Raw genomic sequence first — 17,403 nt, 5'->3', positions numbered from 1 at the left:
TACGCCGGAGTACGGGGGCGACGCTGACTGCGACCCGACCGTACGCCGACTTGTCATCGTCATCGAGTACGGGTGCCAGAGGCGTATCGTTCGCGCCGATGGCCGACAACATTGCCCGGGTCTTCGCCGACGCGATCGCGACCGACCCGACCCGACCGCTGCTGACCTGGTACGACGACTCCACCGGAGACCGCACCGAACTTTCCGGCGCCACCCTGGCGAACTGGGTGTCGAAGACCGCCAATCTCCTCGTCGACGAGGTCGGCCTCGCGCCGGGCACACCGGCCGGCGTCCTGCTCCCTCCGCACTGGCAGACCGCCGCGGTGCTGCTGGGCTGCTGGTCGGCCAAGCTGAGCGTGCTCGACACGCCGGGGGACGTGGACGTCCTCTTCGCCGCCGCCGACCGGTTCGACGAGGCGCAGTCCTGGCCTGCCGACGAGCGGTACGCCCTGGGTCTCGCGCCGCTCGCCGCCCCACTGCGGCAGGTGCCGCCGGGCTTCGCCGACTACGTGGTCGAGGTACGCGGGCACGGCGACTACTTCACCCCACAGCCCGGCCCCGGCCCCGCAGACACGCACCTTCTCGCCCGCGCCGAGGCACGGGCGGTGGAGTTGGGCATCGAGCCGGGCGCGCGGGTCCTGGTCGACGCGTCGCGCTATCCCGACCCGGTCGACTGGCTCCTCGCGCCGCTCACCCGGGCCGCCACGGTGGTCCTCTGCGCCAACCCGGACCCGGCCCGTCTGGCCACCCGGCTGTCCAGCGAGAAGGTCACCCACTCCCTCCCGTAGCCCGCTCGCCGCAACCGACGACAGCCCGCGCCGGCAGCACCGCCGAGCGCCGGCACGGTCGAGCGCCGGCACGGTCGAGCGCCGGCACGGTCGAGCGCCAGCACGGTCGAGCGCCAGCACGGTCGAGCGCCAGCACGGTCGAGCGCCAGCACGGTCGAGCGCCAGCACGGTCGAGCGCCAGCACGGCTGAGGGCCGGCATCGCGGAGGGCCGGCACGGGAGGGGTGCCCGCACATCCTTTGCTCTGCTTCCCTATAGGCGACACAGCGCTGGCCCCGGTGTCGCCTATGTTGAAGCAGAGCAAAGGACGCATCGACCACTCAGCCTGGGCACCTCCGCCCTCCCCAGGTCCAGCCCAGCCAGGTCCAGCCCAGCCAGGCCCAGCCCGCCCAACCCAGCCCAGCCGGCCGGGTTCGGCGATCTTGCAGTTTTGGTTGCCGATACGCGAGTGATGCCCCTTAAGTCCCGACAGCAAGTGCAAGATCGCGGAGAATATGGGCCGTGGCGGTGTGATCAGCTCCAGATCGGCGAACTGGGGGTATTCGAGTCAGCTGATACCGCGAGGTCGGCGAAGTTGAGTTGATCACCTGGAGTGAGGGCCGCCGGGGGCGTGGGTGCGGGACTGGGCGAAGGTGGCGAAGGCGGTCAGGGACTCGGGGTTGGCCAACGCGCCCTTGGCGGCGGCCGAGTCGACCGGGGTGCCGGTGAGGATCTTCTTGACCGGCACCTCCAGCTTCTTGGCCGAGAGGGTGCGGGGCACCGCGCGTACCTGGTGGATCTCGTCGGGCACGTGCCGGGGTGAGAGGGACGTACGCAGCTCGCGGCTGATCTTTGCGCGCAGCGCGTCGTCCAGGGTCAGGCCGTCGGCCAGCACCACGAAGAGCAGCAGCTCGCCCGCGCCGCCCTCGTCGTCCTCCAGGTGCACCACGACCGAGTCGACGACCTCGTCGAGCCCTTCGACCACCGAGTAGAACTCGGCGGTGCCCAGCCGCACGCCGCCCCGGTTGAGGGTGGCGTCGGAGCGTCCGGTGATCACGCAGCCGCCGCGCGCGTTGATGGTGATCCAGTCACCGTGCCGCCACACACCCGGGTAGACCGAGAAGTACGCCTCGGAGTAGCGGACGCCGTCGGGGTCGTTCCAGAAGCCCACCGGCATGCTCGGCATCGGCTCGGTGATCACCAATTCGCCCAGCTCGCCGATCACCGGGGTGCCGTCGGCCGAGCGGGCCTCCACCTTGGCGCCCAGGGCGCGGCAGGCGATCTCACCGGCGTACACGGGCAGCAGCGGCACTCCGCCGACGAAGCCTGTGCACACGTCGGTGCCGCCGGAGAGCGACTGGAGCTGCACCTGGTCGCCGACCGTCTCGTACACCCATTCGAAGCCCTCGGCGGGCAGCGGCGCACCGGTGGAACCGACGCCGCGCAGCGCGGACAGGTCGGCGACCTCTCGGGGGACGAGGCCGGCCTTGCGGCAGGCCAGCAGGAACGGCGCCGAGGTGCCGAAGTACGTGGTGCCGGTCTCCGCCGCCAGTCGCCAGAGGCCGCCGAGGTCAGACTCAGCCGGCCGGCCGGGCTCCGCCCGGACCCCCGGGTTGCCGTCGAAGAGCACGATGGCCGCGCCCACCGCCGGCCCGGAGACCAGGAAGTTCCACATCATCCAGCCGGTGGTGGTGAACCAGAAGAACCGGTCGGACGGGCCGAGGTCGTGGTGCAGGGCCAGCATCTTCAGGTGTTCCAGCAGGATGCCGCCGTGGCCGTGGACGATCGGCTTGGGCAGGCCGGTGGTGCCCGAGGAGTAGAGCACGTACAGCGGGTGGTCGAACGGCACCGGCGTGAACGTCAACGGCTCGTCGGTGGGTGCGGCCAGGTCCGCCCAGGCCAGCGCGCCCTCGGGCGTGGGGCCCGTCGGATCGAGGTAGCCGATGCTGACGGTATGCCGTAGCGACGGCAGGGCGGCGCGGATGGCGGCGACCTCGCCCCGCCGGTCGACGGGCTTGTCGCCGTAGCGGTAGCCGTCCACCGCGACCAGCACGGTCGGCTCGATCTGCTGCCAACGGTCGGTGACGCTGCGGGTGCCGAACTCGGGCGCGCAGGACGAGAAGATCGCGCCCAGGCTGGCGGTGGCGAGCAGCAGGACGTACGTCTCAGGAATGTTCGGCGCGTACGCTGCCACCCGGTCCCCGGCGGTGACGCCGAGCCGGCGCAGACCAGTCGACACCCGGCGGACCTGCTCACGCAGCTCGGCGGCGGTGAGGGTGACCGGCGGTCGGGTCTGGCCGTGCGCGATCACGACGGGGTCGTCGTCGGCGCGGCCCGGCATCCGTAGCACGTTCTCGGCGTAGTTGAGGGTGGTGCCGGGGAACCAGCGGGCACCGGGCATCGTCCGCTCGGCCAGCGTGGCGGTGGGCGGGGTGTGCGCGATGACGTCGAAGTGGTCCCAGATCGAACGCCAGAAGGCGTCCAGGTCGGTGACCGACCAGCGCCACAACGCGTCGTAGTCGGCGAAGTGCAGCCCGCGGTGCTCCCCCAGCCAGCGCAGGTAGCTGCCGATCCGGGACCGCTCGAGCACGTCCGCCGGCGGCGTCCACAGCACGTCACCCACCGCTCCACCCTCCCTGAGGCCCGCACGACACTGTGCATGGGCCGTGGCGCCATCTTGCCCTACCTCGAAGCGCCATTCTGCGCACCGGGTGGGCCGATCGACGCGTGCCCGGCCCACACTCCAGCGCGGCAGACCATGTGGGTCAGCCGGCCCGATGCGCCAGGATGGCCTTGCGGCGGGCCAGGCGGTGTTCGCGGCGGATCTCCGCCTCCCGGTACCGGCGCTCGTCCTCCGGCGTCTCCGGCAGCACCGGACGGACCGAGCGCGGCGCGCCGCCGACGTCCACCCCGACGAAGACGAGGTACGCGGTGGCGACCCGAACCGGCGCGTCCTCGGCCGAGTCCCACCGCTCGGCGACCACCCGCACGCCCACCTCCATGGAGGTCTGCCCGGTCCAGTTCACCTGCGCGTGCGCATGCACCAGGTCACCGACCCGGACGGCCTCGGAGAAGACGATCTCGTCGATCGCCGCGGTGACCGCCGTTCCGCCGCTGTGCCGGGCGGCGGCAGCGCCCGCCACGTCGTCGACGAACTTCATCAGGACCCCGCCGTGGACGGTTCCGTAGAGGTTGACGTCCACCGCGGTCATGATCTTGCTGAGGGTGACGCGGGAGTACGACGTCGGCTTGCCGGTCGGAGCGGCGGAGAGGTGCTCGGTCATGCCGGAAACGGTACGGTGCGCGGATGCGACATCTCTGGAGCTTCCTCGCCGGGTTGGTGGTGGCACCCATCACGTGGGCGCTTGTCACACTCGGGCAGGACGGGTCGAGCCGGACGGTCGACCGCTGGGTGGAGATCGGCACCTTCAACACCGCCAACCTGATCGAGCCGGCCGTGTACCTCGGTGTCGGCGGTGTCCTGCTCGGGCTGCTCGGCACACTGCGCTTCTCGCCGGCCGGCCCGCTGGTGGCCGGGCTGCTGCTGGTCACCCCGTACGTCGGAATGTTCGTGGCGCCGTTCGAGGTGCGCGACGCGATCCCGCACGACTGGAAGGTGTTCGGCGACCCGCTACCGCTGCGGCTGCCGGTCGAGAACGGCACGCTCTTCCTGATCGGCCTGCTGCTGCTGATGGCGACGTTCAGCGGTCAACGTTGGCGGCAGTGGCCGCAGCCGGCGACCGTGCCCGGCGCGACGCCGACCCCGGCGGAAGCCCCGCGCGGCGACGACTTCACCATGACCGACTGGTCGCCGTCCGAGCCCGCGGAGCGCGACACCGCACCGTTGACCCTGGGCTACCCGGCCGATCCGACGCCGACCGAGCCGCTGCCGCGCCGGGTGGGCGGCGAATCGCCGTGGTCCGCGCCTCCGCGCGGCCAGTCGCGGCCCGAGGACACCACCGAGATCCGCTGACCGTCGGGCGGGCCGGGGAACCGGCCCGCCCCTGCAAGCGGCGGGCTCGGTCGACTCCGCCGGTCGCCGGTCCTAGTGCACGGCGACGGCCAGGTCCGCATCGACCGCGCCGAGGGTGGCGCGAGGCACGACCAGGATCATGACCGCCAGCGCCGCGGCCATGCCGCCCGCGATGACGAGCGCCATCGGTACGCTGCCCGTCCCGAACAGACCGGCCAGGGGCGCCGACAGCGCGCCGACGCCGAACTGGACGGCACCGAGCAGTGCCGCTGCCGTACCGGCGGCCTCGCTGTGCCGGCTCATGGCCAGCGCCGGCGCGTTCGGCAGGGCCAGACCCGCGGCGGCCAGCACCAGCCACAGGGACGCGAGCAGCGTGCCCAGACCACCGAAACCGGTGGCCGCGAACAGCACCAGCAGCAGACCGGCGGCCGTCCCCATGACCAGGGCGCCGACGAGGATCTGCTGTGGGGTGTAGCGCCGCAGCAGGCGGACGTTGAACTGGGTGGCCCCGATCAGGCCCACGGCCCCGGCACCGAAGGCCAGGCCGAACTGCTGCTCGTCGAGGCCGTACTGGTCCTGCAGGACGAAGGACGACCCGGCGACGTACGCGAACAGCGACGCCATGGCCAGCCCGGCGACCAGCACCAGACCGACGAACGCCCGGTCGTTGATTAGCCCCCGGTAGTCACGCAGGGTCGCCGCCACCCCGCCGTGCCGACGGCGCGACACGTCCAGGGTCTCCGGCAGCTTCAACGCCGCCACGACGATCAGCGCCGCGCCCAGCACGGCCAACGCCGCGAACACGCCCCGCCACTCGGTCCAGCGCAGCAGGCCACTGCCCAGCGTCGGCGCGAGGACCGGCGCCAGCCCCATGACCAGCATCAACCGGGAGAAGATCCGCGCGAACGACGCGCCGCTGAACAGGTCCCGCACGACGGCGGTGGCGACCACGGTGGCAGCGGCGACGCCCAGGCCCTGCAGGACACGCAGTACGCCGAGCACGGCGATGTTGGGGGCGAAGACGCACAGCACCGAGGCCACGATGTGCGCGGCCAGTCCGGCGAGCAGCGGCAGGCGTCGCCCGACCACGTCGGAGACCGGCCCGATCAGCAACTGGCCCAGCGCGAGGCCCAGCAGTGTGCCGGTCAGCGTCAACTGCACGGCCGTCTCGGTGGTCTGCAGGCCGGTGGTGATGGCGGGCAGCGCCGGCAGGTACATGTCGATGGTCAGCGGGCCGATGGCGATCAACGCGCCCAGCACGAGCACGAGCTGCATCCGCTGGCGGTTGGTCATCAGGTCGCCGGGCAGCGCGTCCTGCTCGGGGGCGGTCTTTTCCATCTTGATCTCTCTCCGGTGCTGACGCGCCGTCATCGAGAGATTGACGAGGCGGGGTGGGCTGACTTCCTCGCCCTGCAACGCCATGGGGGTGGATCAAGATTCCCGCGCTGGCGTCGGTCCTCGGCCCACGTTCCCGGGAAGGAGGCCCGGCCAATTCGACCGCGGCAGACCCGTGATGCGTCGGTGTAATGACTTGCAGAATAGTGGACAGGCTCTTTATAAATTGTTCCTCCCAGTCGGCAATCATGCCCGCTACCAGCATGAACAACATATTCAACGCACCTCCCGGACGTCGGCGGCGAAGTGACCAGAATGACAGTTCCGACGACACCGATCGTGAGCTGTTTAAGCTCCCTCCCGGAGTGCGGCATAAACCTCCACGCTCCGCGAAAACCCATTTTCGCGTGGCGGGTACCGAGGCCACGCTTCGACGAAACGGAATGCAGTCATGAGTGAACCCCCCGTGACAGCCGAGCCGCCGGGCGACGTGTCACCGCCGCGCGAAGCGACCGATCGCAGCCCCTGGAACTGGCTCCTGATCCTCCCGATCGTGGTGCCGCTGGCCCCCGCGCTGTTCAACATGGATTCGCCGCGCCTGTTCGGCTTCCCCGCCTACTACTGGGTGCAGTTGGCCTTCATCGTGCTCGGCGTGGCCACGACCAGCGTGGTCTACCGGATGACCAGGGACCGGGCGGTGAGGTCGTGATGTGGCGGAACCACCTGACTGAGATCATCGTCTTCACGGTGCTGTTCCTGCTGGTCAGCGCGATGGGCTTCCTCGCGGCGCGGTGGCGGGCACCGAAGGACATGGCGCACCTCGACGAATGGGGCTTGGGCGGTCGCACCTTCGGCGGCTGGATCACCTGGTTCCTCGTCGGCGGCGACGTCTACACGGCGTACACCTTCGTGGCGGTTCCGGCACTGATGTTCGGGGCCGGGGCGGCCGGGTTCTTCGCCGTGCCGTACACGATCATCGTCTATCCGCTCGTCTTCCTGGTACTGCTCCGACTCTGGTCGGTGTCGCGCCAGCACGGCTTCGTGACGCCCGCGGACTTCGTCCGGACCCGCTTCGGCTCACCGACGCTGGCGTTGATCATCGCGATCACCGGTATCGCCGCGACAATGCCGTACATCGCCCTGCAGCTGGTCGGCATCGAGGCGGTCCTCAAGACGATGGGGGTCACCGGGGACAGCACCGTTGCCCGGCACCTGCCGATCATCATCGCGTTCGCCATCCTCGCCGCGTACACCTACCAGTCAGGGCTGCGCGCACCGGCGCTTATCGCGTTCGTCAAGGACAGCCTGATCTACATCGTGATCCTGGTGGCGGTGATCTACCTGCCGTACAAGCTGGGCGGTTGGGGCGCGATCTTCGACGCGGCGGACGCGAAGTTCAAGGCGACGCCCGCCCCGGGTGACGGCATCCTGCTGAACCAGAACAACCAACTCCAGTACGTGACGCTGGCGCTGGGCTCGGCACTCGCGCTCTTCCTCTACCCGCACACCCAGACGGGCGTCCTGGCCAGCCGCAGCCGTGCCGTGATCAAGCGGAACATGTCGGCGCTGCCCGCGTACACCCTGCTGCTCGGCTTGATCGCGCTGCTCGGCTACATGGCCATCGCAGCCGGGGTGAAGCCACTGCCCGGTGCGAAGGAGGGCACGGTCGACAGCAACACGGTCGTACCGCTGCTGTTCGACCACACCTTCCCGGACTGGTTCGCCGGAGTCGCGTACGCGGCGATCGGCATCGGCGCGCTGGTGCCGGCGGCGATCATGTCGATCGCGGCGGCCAACCTGTTCACCCGCAACATCTACAAGGAGTACCTGAAGAAGGACGCCTCGGCGGCACAGGAGGCGAAGGTCTCCAAGGTCGCCTCGCTGGTGGTGAAGGTCGGCGCGGTCGCCTGCATCGTGTTCCTCGACCCACAGTTCTCGATCGACCTCCAACTCATCGGCGGCGTGATCATCCTCCAGACGCTGCCGGCCGTGGGTCTGGGCCTCTACACCCGCTGGTTCCACCGGGGCGCGCTCATCGCCGGCTGGGTGGCCGGCATGGGGCTCGGCGTCTGGATGCTCTACCAGATTCCGAACCCGGCGACGAAGCGCGCGCACTTCGGTGGGTCCGCGTTCCCGCTGGAGAAGTTCGGCTTCGACACCCCGAAGACGATCTACGTCGGTATCGTCGCCGTACTGGTCAACCTGGTGGTCGCGGCGCTGGCGACCCTCGCGCTGAAGGCCGGCCGGGTGCCCGACGGCACGGACGGCACCAGTCCCGGCGACTACTTCGTCGACGAGGGCGACGAGAAGCTGGACCCGAGGACGCGCCAGGACGGCGACGAGGTGGCCGTCGAGCCCGCACCGCAGGTCTGAGCACCGACGGGGTACCCGGGAGACCGCTCCCGGGTACCCCGTCGCCATCGGGAGCAGCCAACCTCGACAGTGGACGGTGGCAAGGGCCGATACCCTCAGCTTGATTCCTGCAACCCTGGTTGGGGGCCGCCTTCATGCGCATTCTCATGCCACTGCCCGACAACGACTTCGACGTGACGGAAGTCGCCGTGCCGTGGCAGGTTCTGACCGCGGCCGGGCACCAGATCCAATTCGCGACCGAAGCCACCGGGGTAGTCCCGGCCGCCGATCCGCGACTGCTCACCGGCGTGATTCTGGGCCGACTCGGCGCGGCCGACGAACCGAAACACTTCTACCATCAGCTCGTCCAGAGCCCCGATTTCCGGAACACGGTGGCCTGGGCCGACCTGAACCCGGCCGACTACGACGGGCTCATCCTGCCCGGCGGCCACGCCCCCGGCATGCGGCAATATCTGGGCTCCGAGATCCTGGCGGACAAAGTCGCCCAGTTCTGGGCGCTCGGCCGCCCGGTCGGGGCGATCTGCCATGGCGTACTGGTCCTGGCCCGGACGATAGACCCGGCAACCGGACGCAGTGTCCTGGCGGACCGACGTACGACCTGCCTGCTGAAATATCAGGAGCGCGCCGCATATCTCCTGACCGCGTGGAAACTCGGACGTTACTACCGCACCTACCCCGCATATGTCGAAGACGAGGTACGGGCCGCGCTGAACTCGCCTGGGCAGCTCGAACGTGGACCACGGGTCCTCGACCGGCGCGGTACGGCTACAGATGACACCTCCGCCTTCGCCGTGCAGGACGGCAACTACGTCTCTGCACGGTGGCCCGGCGATGCCTACCTGTTCGCAAGAACCTTCTGCGAGCTTCTCGACGGCAGCCCGGTGCGCGGGAACCGGTAGGCCCCCATCAGCTCGGAGCTGCGGGGGCAGGCCGCGGTCAATCCTTCAGGAGCTGCCTCGCCATGACGATCCGCTGCACCTGGTTCGTTCCCTCGTAGATCTGGGTGATCTTGGCGTCGCGCATCATCCGCTCGACCGGGTAGTCGCGGGTGTAGCCGTAGCCGCCCAGCAGCTGCACCGCGTCGGTGGTGATCTCCATGGCGGCATCGGAGGCGAAGCACTTGGCCGCCGCGCCGAAGTAGGTCAGGTCGGCGTCGCCCCGCTCGGACTTGCCGGCGGCGGCGTATGTGAGCTGCCGGGCCGCCTCCAGCTTCATGCCCATGTCGGCGAGCATGAACTGGATGCCCTGGAACTCGGCGACCGCCTTGCCGAACTGGCGGCGCTCGGCGACGTACCCCTTGGCGTAGTCGAGCGCGCCCTGCGCGATCCCGACGGCCTGCGCGGCGATGGTGACCCGGGTGTGGTCCAGGGTCTTCATGGCGGTGGCGAAGCCGGTGCCCTCCGCGCCGATCATCCGGTCGGCGGGAATCCGGACGTTGTCCAGGTAGACCTCGCGGGTCGGCGAGCCCTTGATGCCGAGCTTCTTCTCCGGCGCGCCGAAGCTCACCCCGGCGTCGGACTTCTCCACCACGAAGGCGGAAATGCCCCGGGATCGGGCGGCGGGGTCGGTAACGGCGAAGACGGTGTAGAACTCGGAGACACCGGCGTTGGTGATCCAGCGCTTCACGCCGTTGAGGACCCAGTGATCCCCGTCACGTACCGCCCGGGTCGTCATGGACGCCGCGTCGCTGCCCGCCTCGGGCTCGGAGAGGCAGTACGAGAACATGGCGTCGCCCGCCGCGACCGGTGTCAGGTAGCGGCGCTTGATGTCCTCGGAACCGGACAACAGCAGCGGCATCGTGCCGAGCTTGTTCACCGCCGGGATCAGCGACGAGGACGCGCAGGCGCGCGCCACCTCCTCGATCACGATGGCGGTGGCCAGGGCATCCGCGCCCGCCCCGCCGTACTCCTCGGGGATGTGCGGCGCGTGGAAGTCGGCGGCCCGCAGCGCGTCGTACGACGCCTTCGGGAACTCACCGGTCTCGTCGGCCTCAGCGGCGTGCGGCGCCACCTTGGCGGCACAGACATCCCGGACGGCCTCCCGGATCGCCTCGTGCTCCTCGGGCAACCGGTAGACGTCGAACGACTCCCCTGCGGCCATGTCGGCCCCTCCCCTTCACCGCTATCATGCGCAGTCTGTGGCCTCCCCTGACCGCCGACCGCGCAGACTGAAGGATAGCGACTGCAGTTCAGGTGATGTTACCGGCGCGTAGGTATGGGGCATGACGGAGCACCCGCGCCGCTGGGCGATGATGGAAGGCAGACAGTTGAGCCACCCCTCCGGTGCCCGGCCAGGCGCCGCAGCAGAATGCGACGCGACGACGCGCCGCCAGTGCGAGCGGAGAAGACAGGCGTGACGATCCCCTACCCCACCATCCAGCCGACCCCCGCCATCGCCGCGGTGACGCCGCCCTCGGGCGCGCCTCGGCCGCGGGTGACGTTCCTGGGGACCGGTTACCTCGGTGCGACGTACGCCATCTGCTACGCCGAGCTGGGCTACGAGGTACTCGGGTTCGACGTCGACGCGGACAAGATCGCGATGCTGAACGCCGGCGAGGTGCCGATCCACGAGCCCGGCCTGGACGAGCTGCTCAAGCGCAACCTGGCCGCCGGCCGGCTGCGGTTCTCGACCGACATCGCGGAGACCGCCGAGTTCGGTGACGTGCACTTCATCTGCGTCGGCACCCCCCAGCGGGCCGACGGGATGGGCGCCGACCTGTCGTACGTCGAAGCGTCGGTCACCAACCTCGCGCAGCACCTGACCCGCAAGGCGCTGATCGTCGGCAAGTCCACCGTGCCGGTGGGCACCGCCGAGTGGGTCGAGCAGCTCGTCGGCAAGCACACCCCCGGCGACCTGGGTGTCGAGGTGGCGTGGAGCCCCGAGTTCCTCCAGGAGGGTTTCGCCGTCGACGACGTGCTGCGACCCAACCGGATCGTGGTCGGCGTCAAGAGCGAGTGGGCCAACGGCATGCTCTACGCCGCGCACAAGGGCGTCTTCGACCTGGCCGCCACCGAGGACCGCGAGGTGCCGCTGGTGGTCAGCGACTTCGCGACCGCCGAGCTGGTCAAGGTCGCGGCGAACGCCTTCCTGGCCACCAAGATCTCGTTCATCAACGCCATGGCCGAGGTCTGCGAGGCCAGCGGCGGCGACGTCACCCAGCTCGCTCGGGCCATCGGGTACGACCCCCGCATCGGCAACCGTTTCCTCCAGGCCGGCCTTGGCTTCGGCGGCGCCTGCCTGCCCAAGGACATCCGCGCCTTCCAGGCCCGCGCGCAGGAGCTGGGCGCCGGTGAGGCTCTGCGCTTCCTGCACGAGGTCGACCTGATCAACCTGCGTCGTCGGACCCGCGTGCTCCAGCTCGCCGCGGACCTGCTCGGCCGCCGCTCCGGGCCGGCCGGCCCGGACTTCTCCGGCACACGGATCGCCGTGCTGGGCGCGACCTTCAAGCCCAACACCGACGACGTCCGGGACGCCCCGGCGCTCGCCGTCGCCGCACTGTTGCAGAAGGCCGGGGCCGACGTGCACGTGCACGACCCGCAGGGCACCGAGAACGCCCGCCGCGCGGTGCCCGAGCTGACCTACGAGCCCGGCATCAACGAGGCCGTCGCCGGCGCCGACCTGGTCTGCGTCCTCACCGAGTGGGCGGACTTCCGCAACGCCGACCCGGTCGCCCTGGGCGAGCTGGTCGGCGGCCGCAAGGTCGTCGACGGGCGCAACTGTCTCGACTCGGCACTGTGGACCCAGGCCGGCTGGGAGTACCGGGGCATGGGCCGCCCCTGACGATCCACCACACATCGGCCGGCCGCGAAGTGCTTTCCGCGGCCGGCCGATGATGTTCTTTCCCACGGACCCGCCGACAAGTGTCGAAATCCGCGCCAGCTTTGGGCATGCTGCGACAGTGGGAGTCCACAGTGCGGGTGGAGGGGTGTCGTGGCGACCTTTCAATGCTCCTCGTGCGGCCGGGAGATCAAGCCGGCCGTACAGTGCCCGCACTGCGGGGCCGACCAGCCCCAGTGGGTCGAACATCTGGCGGACATCGAGCGCTCGATCGCGGAGATGAAGGCGCGCGACGCCGCCATCGCCCGCGAACAGCGGCAGATCGCCACCAAGATGCAGGCCGCGCTGTTCCAGCGGGACATCCTCGCCCACGCCGGTGAGGAGCGGATCAAGCAGGCCACCCGGCCTCGACGGGTGCTGCGCCGCCGTCCCGGTCGCCGTCCGCCGACGGCCACCACCGGCGCGCCGCCGCCCCGGGTTCCCCGGCAGGGCGCCCCGCCCGTTCCGGAGGACCCGCCGCCGCCCCCGCCCCGGGCCTCCTGGCTGGACGCCGACGACCCCGAACACCCCCCGGAGGCGTCGTCCCGGGAGGTGCAGAACATTCCGCTCGGACTGGGCGCGCTGCTGCTCGCCGTGGCCGCGGTGGTCTTCGCCGCGGTGGCGACCAGTTCGATGGACGCGCTGGCCCGCCTCGGTGTCCTGCTGCTCGCCACGGTGCTGATGCTGCTCGCCCCGCCGGTGCTGGCGCGGCGCGGTCTCACCTCCACCGCGGAGACGATCTCGGCGGTGGGTCTGCTGCTCGTGCCGCTGGCCGGGTACGCGCTCTGGGCGGTGAACCGGGTCGGCGGCGGCTCGTCGGGTGCCGTCTTCGCCGGGTTGATCTTCGCGGCCACCGCCGCCGTGTCCGTCGGGTACGCCGCCTGGACAGGTCTGCGTGCACCTCGCTTCGCGACGGTGGTCGCCGCGCAGCCGGTGCTGCCCCTGCTCGCGTACGACCGGATCACGGGGCCGGCCGGCTGGGCGCTGGTGCTGACCCTGGTGGCTCTCCTCGACCTCTGGCTGGCCCGTTCCCCGGTCGTGGTGGAGCGCCCCGTCCCGCCGGACCTGCCGGCACCCGCCGGCGGATCGGCAGCACCCCGGCAGCGCGACGCCGAGGCCCGGCCGGAGGGCGACCCGGAAGAGGCCGGCGAGGTGCTCGACGCCGACCCGCGTACCGCCGACACCCGGCCCGCCCGCCCGGTTCCCGGCCTCCGCGAGCTGACCTGGGCGCTGCACGCGGTAGCCGTGGCGGTCGCCCTGGCGTACGCGGTGACCGCCCTGCTGCGGGCCGAGACCGTGCCCACGGCGACCGGCGCCGGGCTGGTCCTCCTGCTCGCCGCCGCCGTCGGGCTGGCCGGCGCGCTGGTGCTGCGCCGCCCCCCGCTGCCGGACGTGGCGGCAGGCATCGTCACCCTGGCCGTGATCGGCGCGTTCGGCCGGATCGTCTCGGTGGCACTGCCCGACCAGTCGCTGCTGCTGATCGCGGCCGTGATCACGGCGACCGGGCTGGCCGTACGCGCGGTCCCCGAGGCAGCCCGACGCGGCCCGCAGATCGCCTCGGCGGTCGCGCTCACCGTCAGCGGACTGGTGGTCGCCGGAGGAGCGCTCCGAGCCGGCGTCGCCCCTGTCCGGGCGGCACTGCCCGCCTGGGACGCCGACCTCGACCGGTACCCCGCCGAGCTGGCCGCCGCCGTCGGCCCGACCACGTGGCAGCTCGCCGCCGCCGCGTTCCTGCTCACCATCGCCGCGGTGCTGGCCCTGCCGCCGGAGATCCGCCGCGAGTTCGCGGTCGCCGGTGCCGCGTTGACGGCGCTCGCCGTACCGGCGTCGTTCAGCCTCGGGTGGGCGTCCGCCCCCTGGCCGATGGTGGTCACCGCGATCGGCATCGGGGTCATCGGCCTCTCCGCGCGTACCACCCGGGCCGCCCTGGCCCACGCGGTCGGCGCCGCCGTGGTGGGCCTGTTCGGCGCGGGCGCCGGCCTGTCCCGGCCCGCGCTCACGGCGGCGGTCCTGCTCACCCTGTTCGCGGCCGGCGCGCTGGTCGCCCTGGCACCCCGGGTCCGGATCGCGTCGGCCGCAGCCGACACGGTCACGGCGTGGGCCGCCGGAGGCGCGGCCTTCGCGCTGCCCGGAGCGGTGGCCGCCTTCGTGGCCGCCACCATGCCCGTCGACGAGACACCCACCCCGGCCAGCCTCCGCGAGGTGACCGTCCCGGTGCTGGCGGCGAGCTTCCTGGCCGTCTGCGTGACCCTCGGGTACGCCGCGATGGTGCAGGTCTCGCAGCGGCGCATCCCGGTGCCCCTGTCGGTGGGCACCGGGCTGGGCGGGCTCCTCGTCACCGCCGCCGCCTTCGGCGCGCCCGGTGCGACGGTCGCCGACGCCTGGGTCGGGGCGCTGCTGCTGGTCGCCGCGGTACTGCTCTTCCTGGCTCCCTCGATCGACGCCGGCCGCCGTTCCGACCTCGCCCTGGACGGCTCCGACCTGGCCGCCGCGGCGGTGACCACCGCCCTGATCGCCACGATGGTGCGGATCGCCGCGGTCCTCGCCCCGGGTGGACAGCTGGCGGTGGCCGCCGGCCTGCTCCTGGTCGTGGCCGTGGCCGCCCGCGCCATGCCCGAGGAGTGGCGACGCGGCCCGATCCTCGGCATCGCCGTCGGCGGCGTACTCATCGGAGTGTTGGCGGGTTGGACGGCGCTGCGCGGTGGGGTGGGTGTGCTGGCCACGCCCGGTCCGATCTGGAACGGCGACCTGAGCAACTGGCCCGCGGCGCCGACCGGCGGCGCGACCTGGCAGGCGCCGATCGCACTGCTGCTGCTGGCCGTCGCCGCCGGCGTCCTGCTTCCGCCGCCCTGGCGGTGGGACGCCTCCGGCGTGGCCGTGGTGCTCGCCACCATCGGCGCGCCGGCCGCCTTCGACCTGCCCTGGTGGTCGCCGGTGCTCGTCGGGGCCATGGTCGCCACCGTCTTCGGAATGGCGGCGGTGGCCACCGAGGAGGGTCGGGCCGGGCTCTCCCGGGCCACCGTGGCCGGAGTGGTCGCGCTGCACGGTGCCGGCGCCGGCCTGGTCCGCCCGTGGACCACCGCGCTGGCGCTGGGCAGCATCGCGCTGATCGGAGTCGTGGTGGCCACGCTGGCGCGCGTGCTGGCCGCGCCACAGGTGGACGACCTGGAGACCGAGGGTATGCCGCCGCACCTGGCGCAGATCGGTGGCGCGGCGGCCGGCGCGGCGCTGCTGGCGTTGCCCGGCGCGGTGGCGGCGTTGGCCGTCGAGTTCCAGCACACGGCAGAGGTGGTGCTGACCGCCGCGCTGGCCGCGTCCAGCCTCGGCCTGGCCGGCGTGGCCGCCGTACGCCGGCACGTGCCGCAGTACCTGCCCTGGGTCAGCGTGGCCGTGGTCGGCGGTGCGAGCATCAGCGCGCTCGCCGCCATCCCGACCGGCCTGCCCGTCGGGGTCTACGCGGCCGCCGCCGCGCTGCTCGGTGTCCTCGCCGAGCTGATCCGCGCGGCGACCGTGCCGCCCACCGCCGCCGCCCAGCCGGTCCGCCGCTGGGCGGTGCTGCTCGACGGCGCGCTGCGCCGGCTACCGGACGACCCGGATCGGCGGCGGTGGCGGGTCAGCCCCTCCGCCGGCGCGCTCGCAGCCGCCGCCCTGCCGACCGCACTGGCCCTCGTCTCGATCGCGCCCGCGCTGGTCTTCGCCCTGGTCGAGCCGCAGCGCACGGTGGATCGGATCTGGCAGGGTCCACCGCCGGAACTGCTCACCCCGCCGCCGGACGTGGTCAATCCGACCCACGTGCTGACCGCGCTGCTGCTCACGGCGACGGCGGCCCTGGCCGCCACCGGTTTCAGCGGCGGGCGGCGGTCCCGGGCCGTACCTGTGGTGCTTCCCGGCGCCGCCGTCACGCTGCTGATCGCGCCCATCGCGTTGGGCAGCAGCTGGCCGGCGAGCACCCTCGCCGCGCTGTCCGTGTTCACCATCTCCATGCTCGGTCTCGCCCTGACCCCGCCACCGCCGCTCGTCGAGCCGGCCCGTTCGCTGCGGCTGGCCCGGGTGCTGGTGTTCGTCATCGGTCTGGCCGCCGGTGGCGCTGGCCTGGCCGGCAGCCTGGCCGAGGAGCAACTGACCCTGTTCACCCTCGGTGGCGCGGTGGGTGTGGGCGCGGTGGCGGCCCTGTTCGGCACCACCCAGCGGGCGCGCATCCTCGGCTGGCTCTTCGCCTCGCTGATGGCGCAGCTCTTCGTGCTGACCGCCGGCCTGATCGCCGGGCTCGCCGCGGTCTGGTCCGCGTTCGGGGTGCTCGCCGTCGGCGCGATACTCCAGGTCCTCGCGGCGACCCTGCCCCAACTGCGCCGCCCCGAGGCGCAGCGCGAGGCGGCCACGGTGCAGTGGACCGGGTACGCGGCGGCGCTGATCGCGCTGGCCCTCGCCTTCGACTCACCGCGGCACATCGCCGCCCTGCTGGCAGCCTGGGGCGCGGTCCTCGGCGTGGCGGCGACCCGACCCGGCCGACGGCCAGTGGAGCGGCGGATTCTCTTCTGGGCGGTGGTGTTCTGCGAGATCACCGCCTGGTGGATCCTGATGCGCGTCGCCGACGTGGCGCTGCCCGAGGCGTACACGCTGCCGTTCGCCGCGCTGGCCCTGCTGGTCGGCGTGCTGGAACTGCGCCACCGCCCGGATCTGAGCAGTTGGGTGGCGTACGGGCCGGCGCTGGTCGCCGCGTTCGTGCCGACGCTGGCGATCGTGCTGGCCACCGAATCCAGCACACTGCGGCAGATGCTGTTGCTGCTCGGTGCGGTGGCGGTGCTGATCTTCGGCTCGTCCAGCCGGCAACAGGCCCCGGTGATCGTCGGCGCTTCGGTCACCGCGATCGCCGCGATCCACGCCCTGGTCAGCCTCGGCCCGTGGCTGGCGCTGATCCCCGTGGGCATCCTGCTGCTCGTCCTCGGTGCCAGCAACGAACGCCGCCGCCGAGCTCAGGAACGCCTCCAGACCGCCCTACGCGGCATGAGATAGGCCGGAGGGTGAGCGTGCCGGGTCCGCGCGGTGCGGGTCTCCCGCGATCTTGCACCTTCTGTCGCCGCATAGCTGGACAAAAGCAGCTTAACGACCACCGAAAGTGCAAGATCGCGCAGGAGGAAGG

General features: G+C 71.8%; 11 protein-coding genes. 7 read left to right on the top strand and 4 right to left on the bottom strand.

What is annotated here, in order from left to right:
- Positions 1 to 98 precede the first annotated feature (98 nt).
- Positions 99 to 788, top strand: a complete 690-nt coding sequence (locus tag ABZU91_RS15165; RefSeq protein ID WP_355239653.1) for a TIGR03089 family protein — start codon at positions 99 to 101, stop codon at positions 786 to 788.
- 582 nt (positions 789 to 1,370) lie between these two features.
- On the opposite strand, the gene ABZU91_RS15160 is transcribed toward ABZU91_RS15165, so the two are convergent.
- Together ABZU91_RS15160 and ABZU91_RS15155 are read right to left on the bottom strand one after the other, a co-directional pair.
- Complete coding sequence (locus tag ABZU91_RS15160) at positions 1,371 to 3,389, bottom strand: acetoacetate--CoA ligase (RefSeq protein ID WP_355239650.1); 2,019 nt, start codon at positions 3,387 to 3,389, stop codon at positions 1,371 to 1,373.
- A gap of 142 nt (positions 3,390 to 3,531) precedes the next feature.
- Positions 3,532 to 4,050, bottom strand: a complete 519-nt coding sequence (locus tag ABZU91_RS15155) for a hotdog domain-containing protein (protein WP_355239647.1) — start codon at positions 4,048 to 4,050, stop codon at positions 3,532 to 3,534.
- 23 nt (positions 4,051 to 4,073) lie between these two features.
- On the opposite strand from ABZU91_RS15155, the gene ABZU91_RS15150 reads away from it, so the two are divergent.
- Positions 4,074 to 4,739: a hypothetical protein gene (locus ABZU91_RS15150; protein WP_355239645.1), complete on the top strand. Its 666-nt coding sequence runs from the start codon at positions 4,074 to 4,076 to the stop codon at positions 4,737 to 4,739.
- Between the two features lie 72 nt (positions 4,740 to 4,811).
- On the opposite strand, the gene ABZU91_RS15145 is transcribed toward ABZU91_RS15150, so the two are convergent.
- Positions 4,812 to 6,077: a Bcr/CflA family efflux MFS transporter gene (locus ABZU91_RS15145; RefSeq protein ID WP_355239642.1), complete on the bottom strand. Its 1,266-nt coding sequence runs from the start codon at positions 6,075 to 6,077 to the stop codon at positions 4,812 to 4,814.
- A 448-nt stretch (positions 6,078 to 6,525) separates the two neighbouring features.
- On the opposite strand from ABZU91_RS15145, the gene ABZU91_RS15140 reads away from it, so the two are divergent.
- From ABZU91_RS15140 to ABZU91_RS15130, 3 genes are all read left to right on the top strand, one after another.
- Positions 6,526 to 6,783 (top strand): DUF3311 domain-containing protein, encoded by a 258-nt coding sequence (locus ABZU91_RS15140; protein WP_355239639.1) that lies wholly within the window; start codon positions 6,526 to 6,528, stop codon positions 6,781 to 6,783.
- Complete coding sequence (gene mctP, locus ABZU91_RS15135) at positions 6,783 to 8,447, top strand: monocarboxylate uptake permease MctP (RefSeq protein WP_355239830.1); 1,665 nt, start codon at positions 6,783 to 6,785, stop codon at positions 8,445 to 8,447. Before ABZU91_RS15140 ends, mctP begins: the two co-directional genes overlap by 1 nt.
- Positions 8,448 to 8,581: 134 nt before the next feature.
- Positions 8,582 to 9,346 (top strand): type 1 glutamine amidotransferase domain-containing protein, encoded by a 765-nt coding sequence (locus ABZU91_RS15130; RefSeq protein WP_355239636.1) that lies wholly within the window; start codon positions 8,582 to 8,584, stop codon positions 9,344 to 9,346.
- Positions 9,347 to 9,383: 37 nt separating this feature from the next.
- Here the strand turns inward: ABZU91_RS15130 and ABZU91_RS15125 are convergent, their stop codons facing one another.
- Positions 9,384 to 10,547 (bottom strand): acyl-CoA dehydrogenase family protein, encoded by a 1,164-nt coding sequence (locus ABZU91_RS15125; protein ID WP_355239633.1) that lies wholly within the window; start codon positions 10,545 to 10,547, stop codon positions 9,384 to 9,386.
- Between the two features lie 252 nt (positions 10,548 to 10,799).
- On the opposite strand from ABZU91_RS15125, the gene ABZU91_RS15120 reads away from it, so the two are divergent.
- The gene (locus ABZU91_RS15120; RefSeq protein ID WP_355239630.1) at positions 10,800 to 12,227 is read left to right on the top strand and encodes a UDP-glucose/GDP-mannose dehydrogenase family protein; all 1,428 of its coding nucleotides are present in this window, start codon (positions 10,800 to 10,802) and stop codon (positions 12,225 to 12,227) included.
- A gap of 150 nt (positions 12,228 to 12,377) precedes the next feature.
- Complete coding sequence (locus tag ABZU91_RS15115; RefSeq protein WP_355239627.1) at positions 12,378 to 17,276, top strand: permease; 4,899 nt, start codon at positions 12,378 to 12,380, stop codon at positions 17,274 to 17,276.
- The last annotated feature ends 127 nt before the right edge of the window (positions 17,277 to 17,403 follow it).

Origin of the sequence: Micromonospora sp. NPDC005174, from assembly GCF_040608495.1 — a bacterium.
In the GTDB taxonomy this organism is placed as follows: domain Bacteria; phylum Actinomycetota; class Actinomycetes; order Mycobacteriales; family Micromonosporaceae; genus Micromonospora.
Note: the sequence above shows the minus strand (reverse complement) of the source record. Positions and strands in the feature narration are given on the sequence as shown.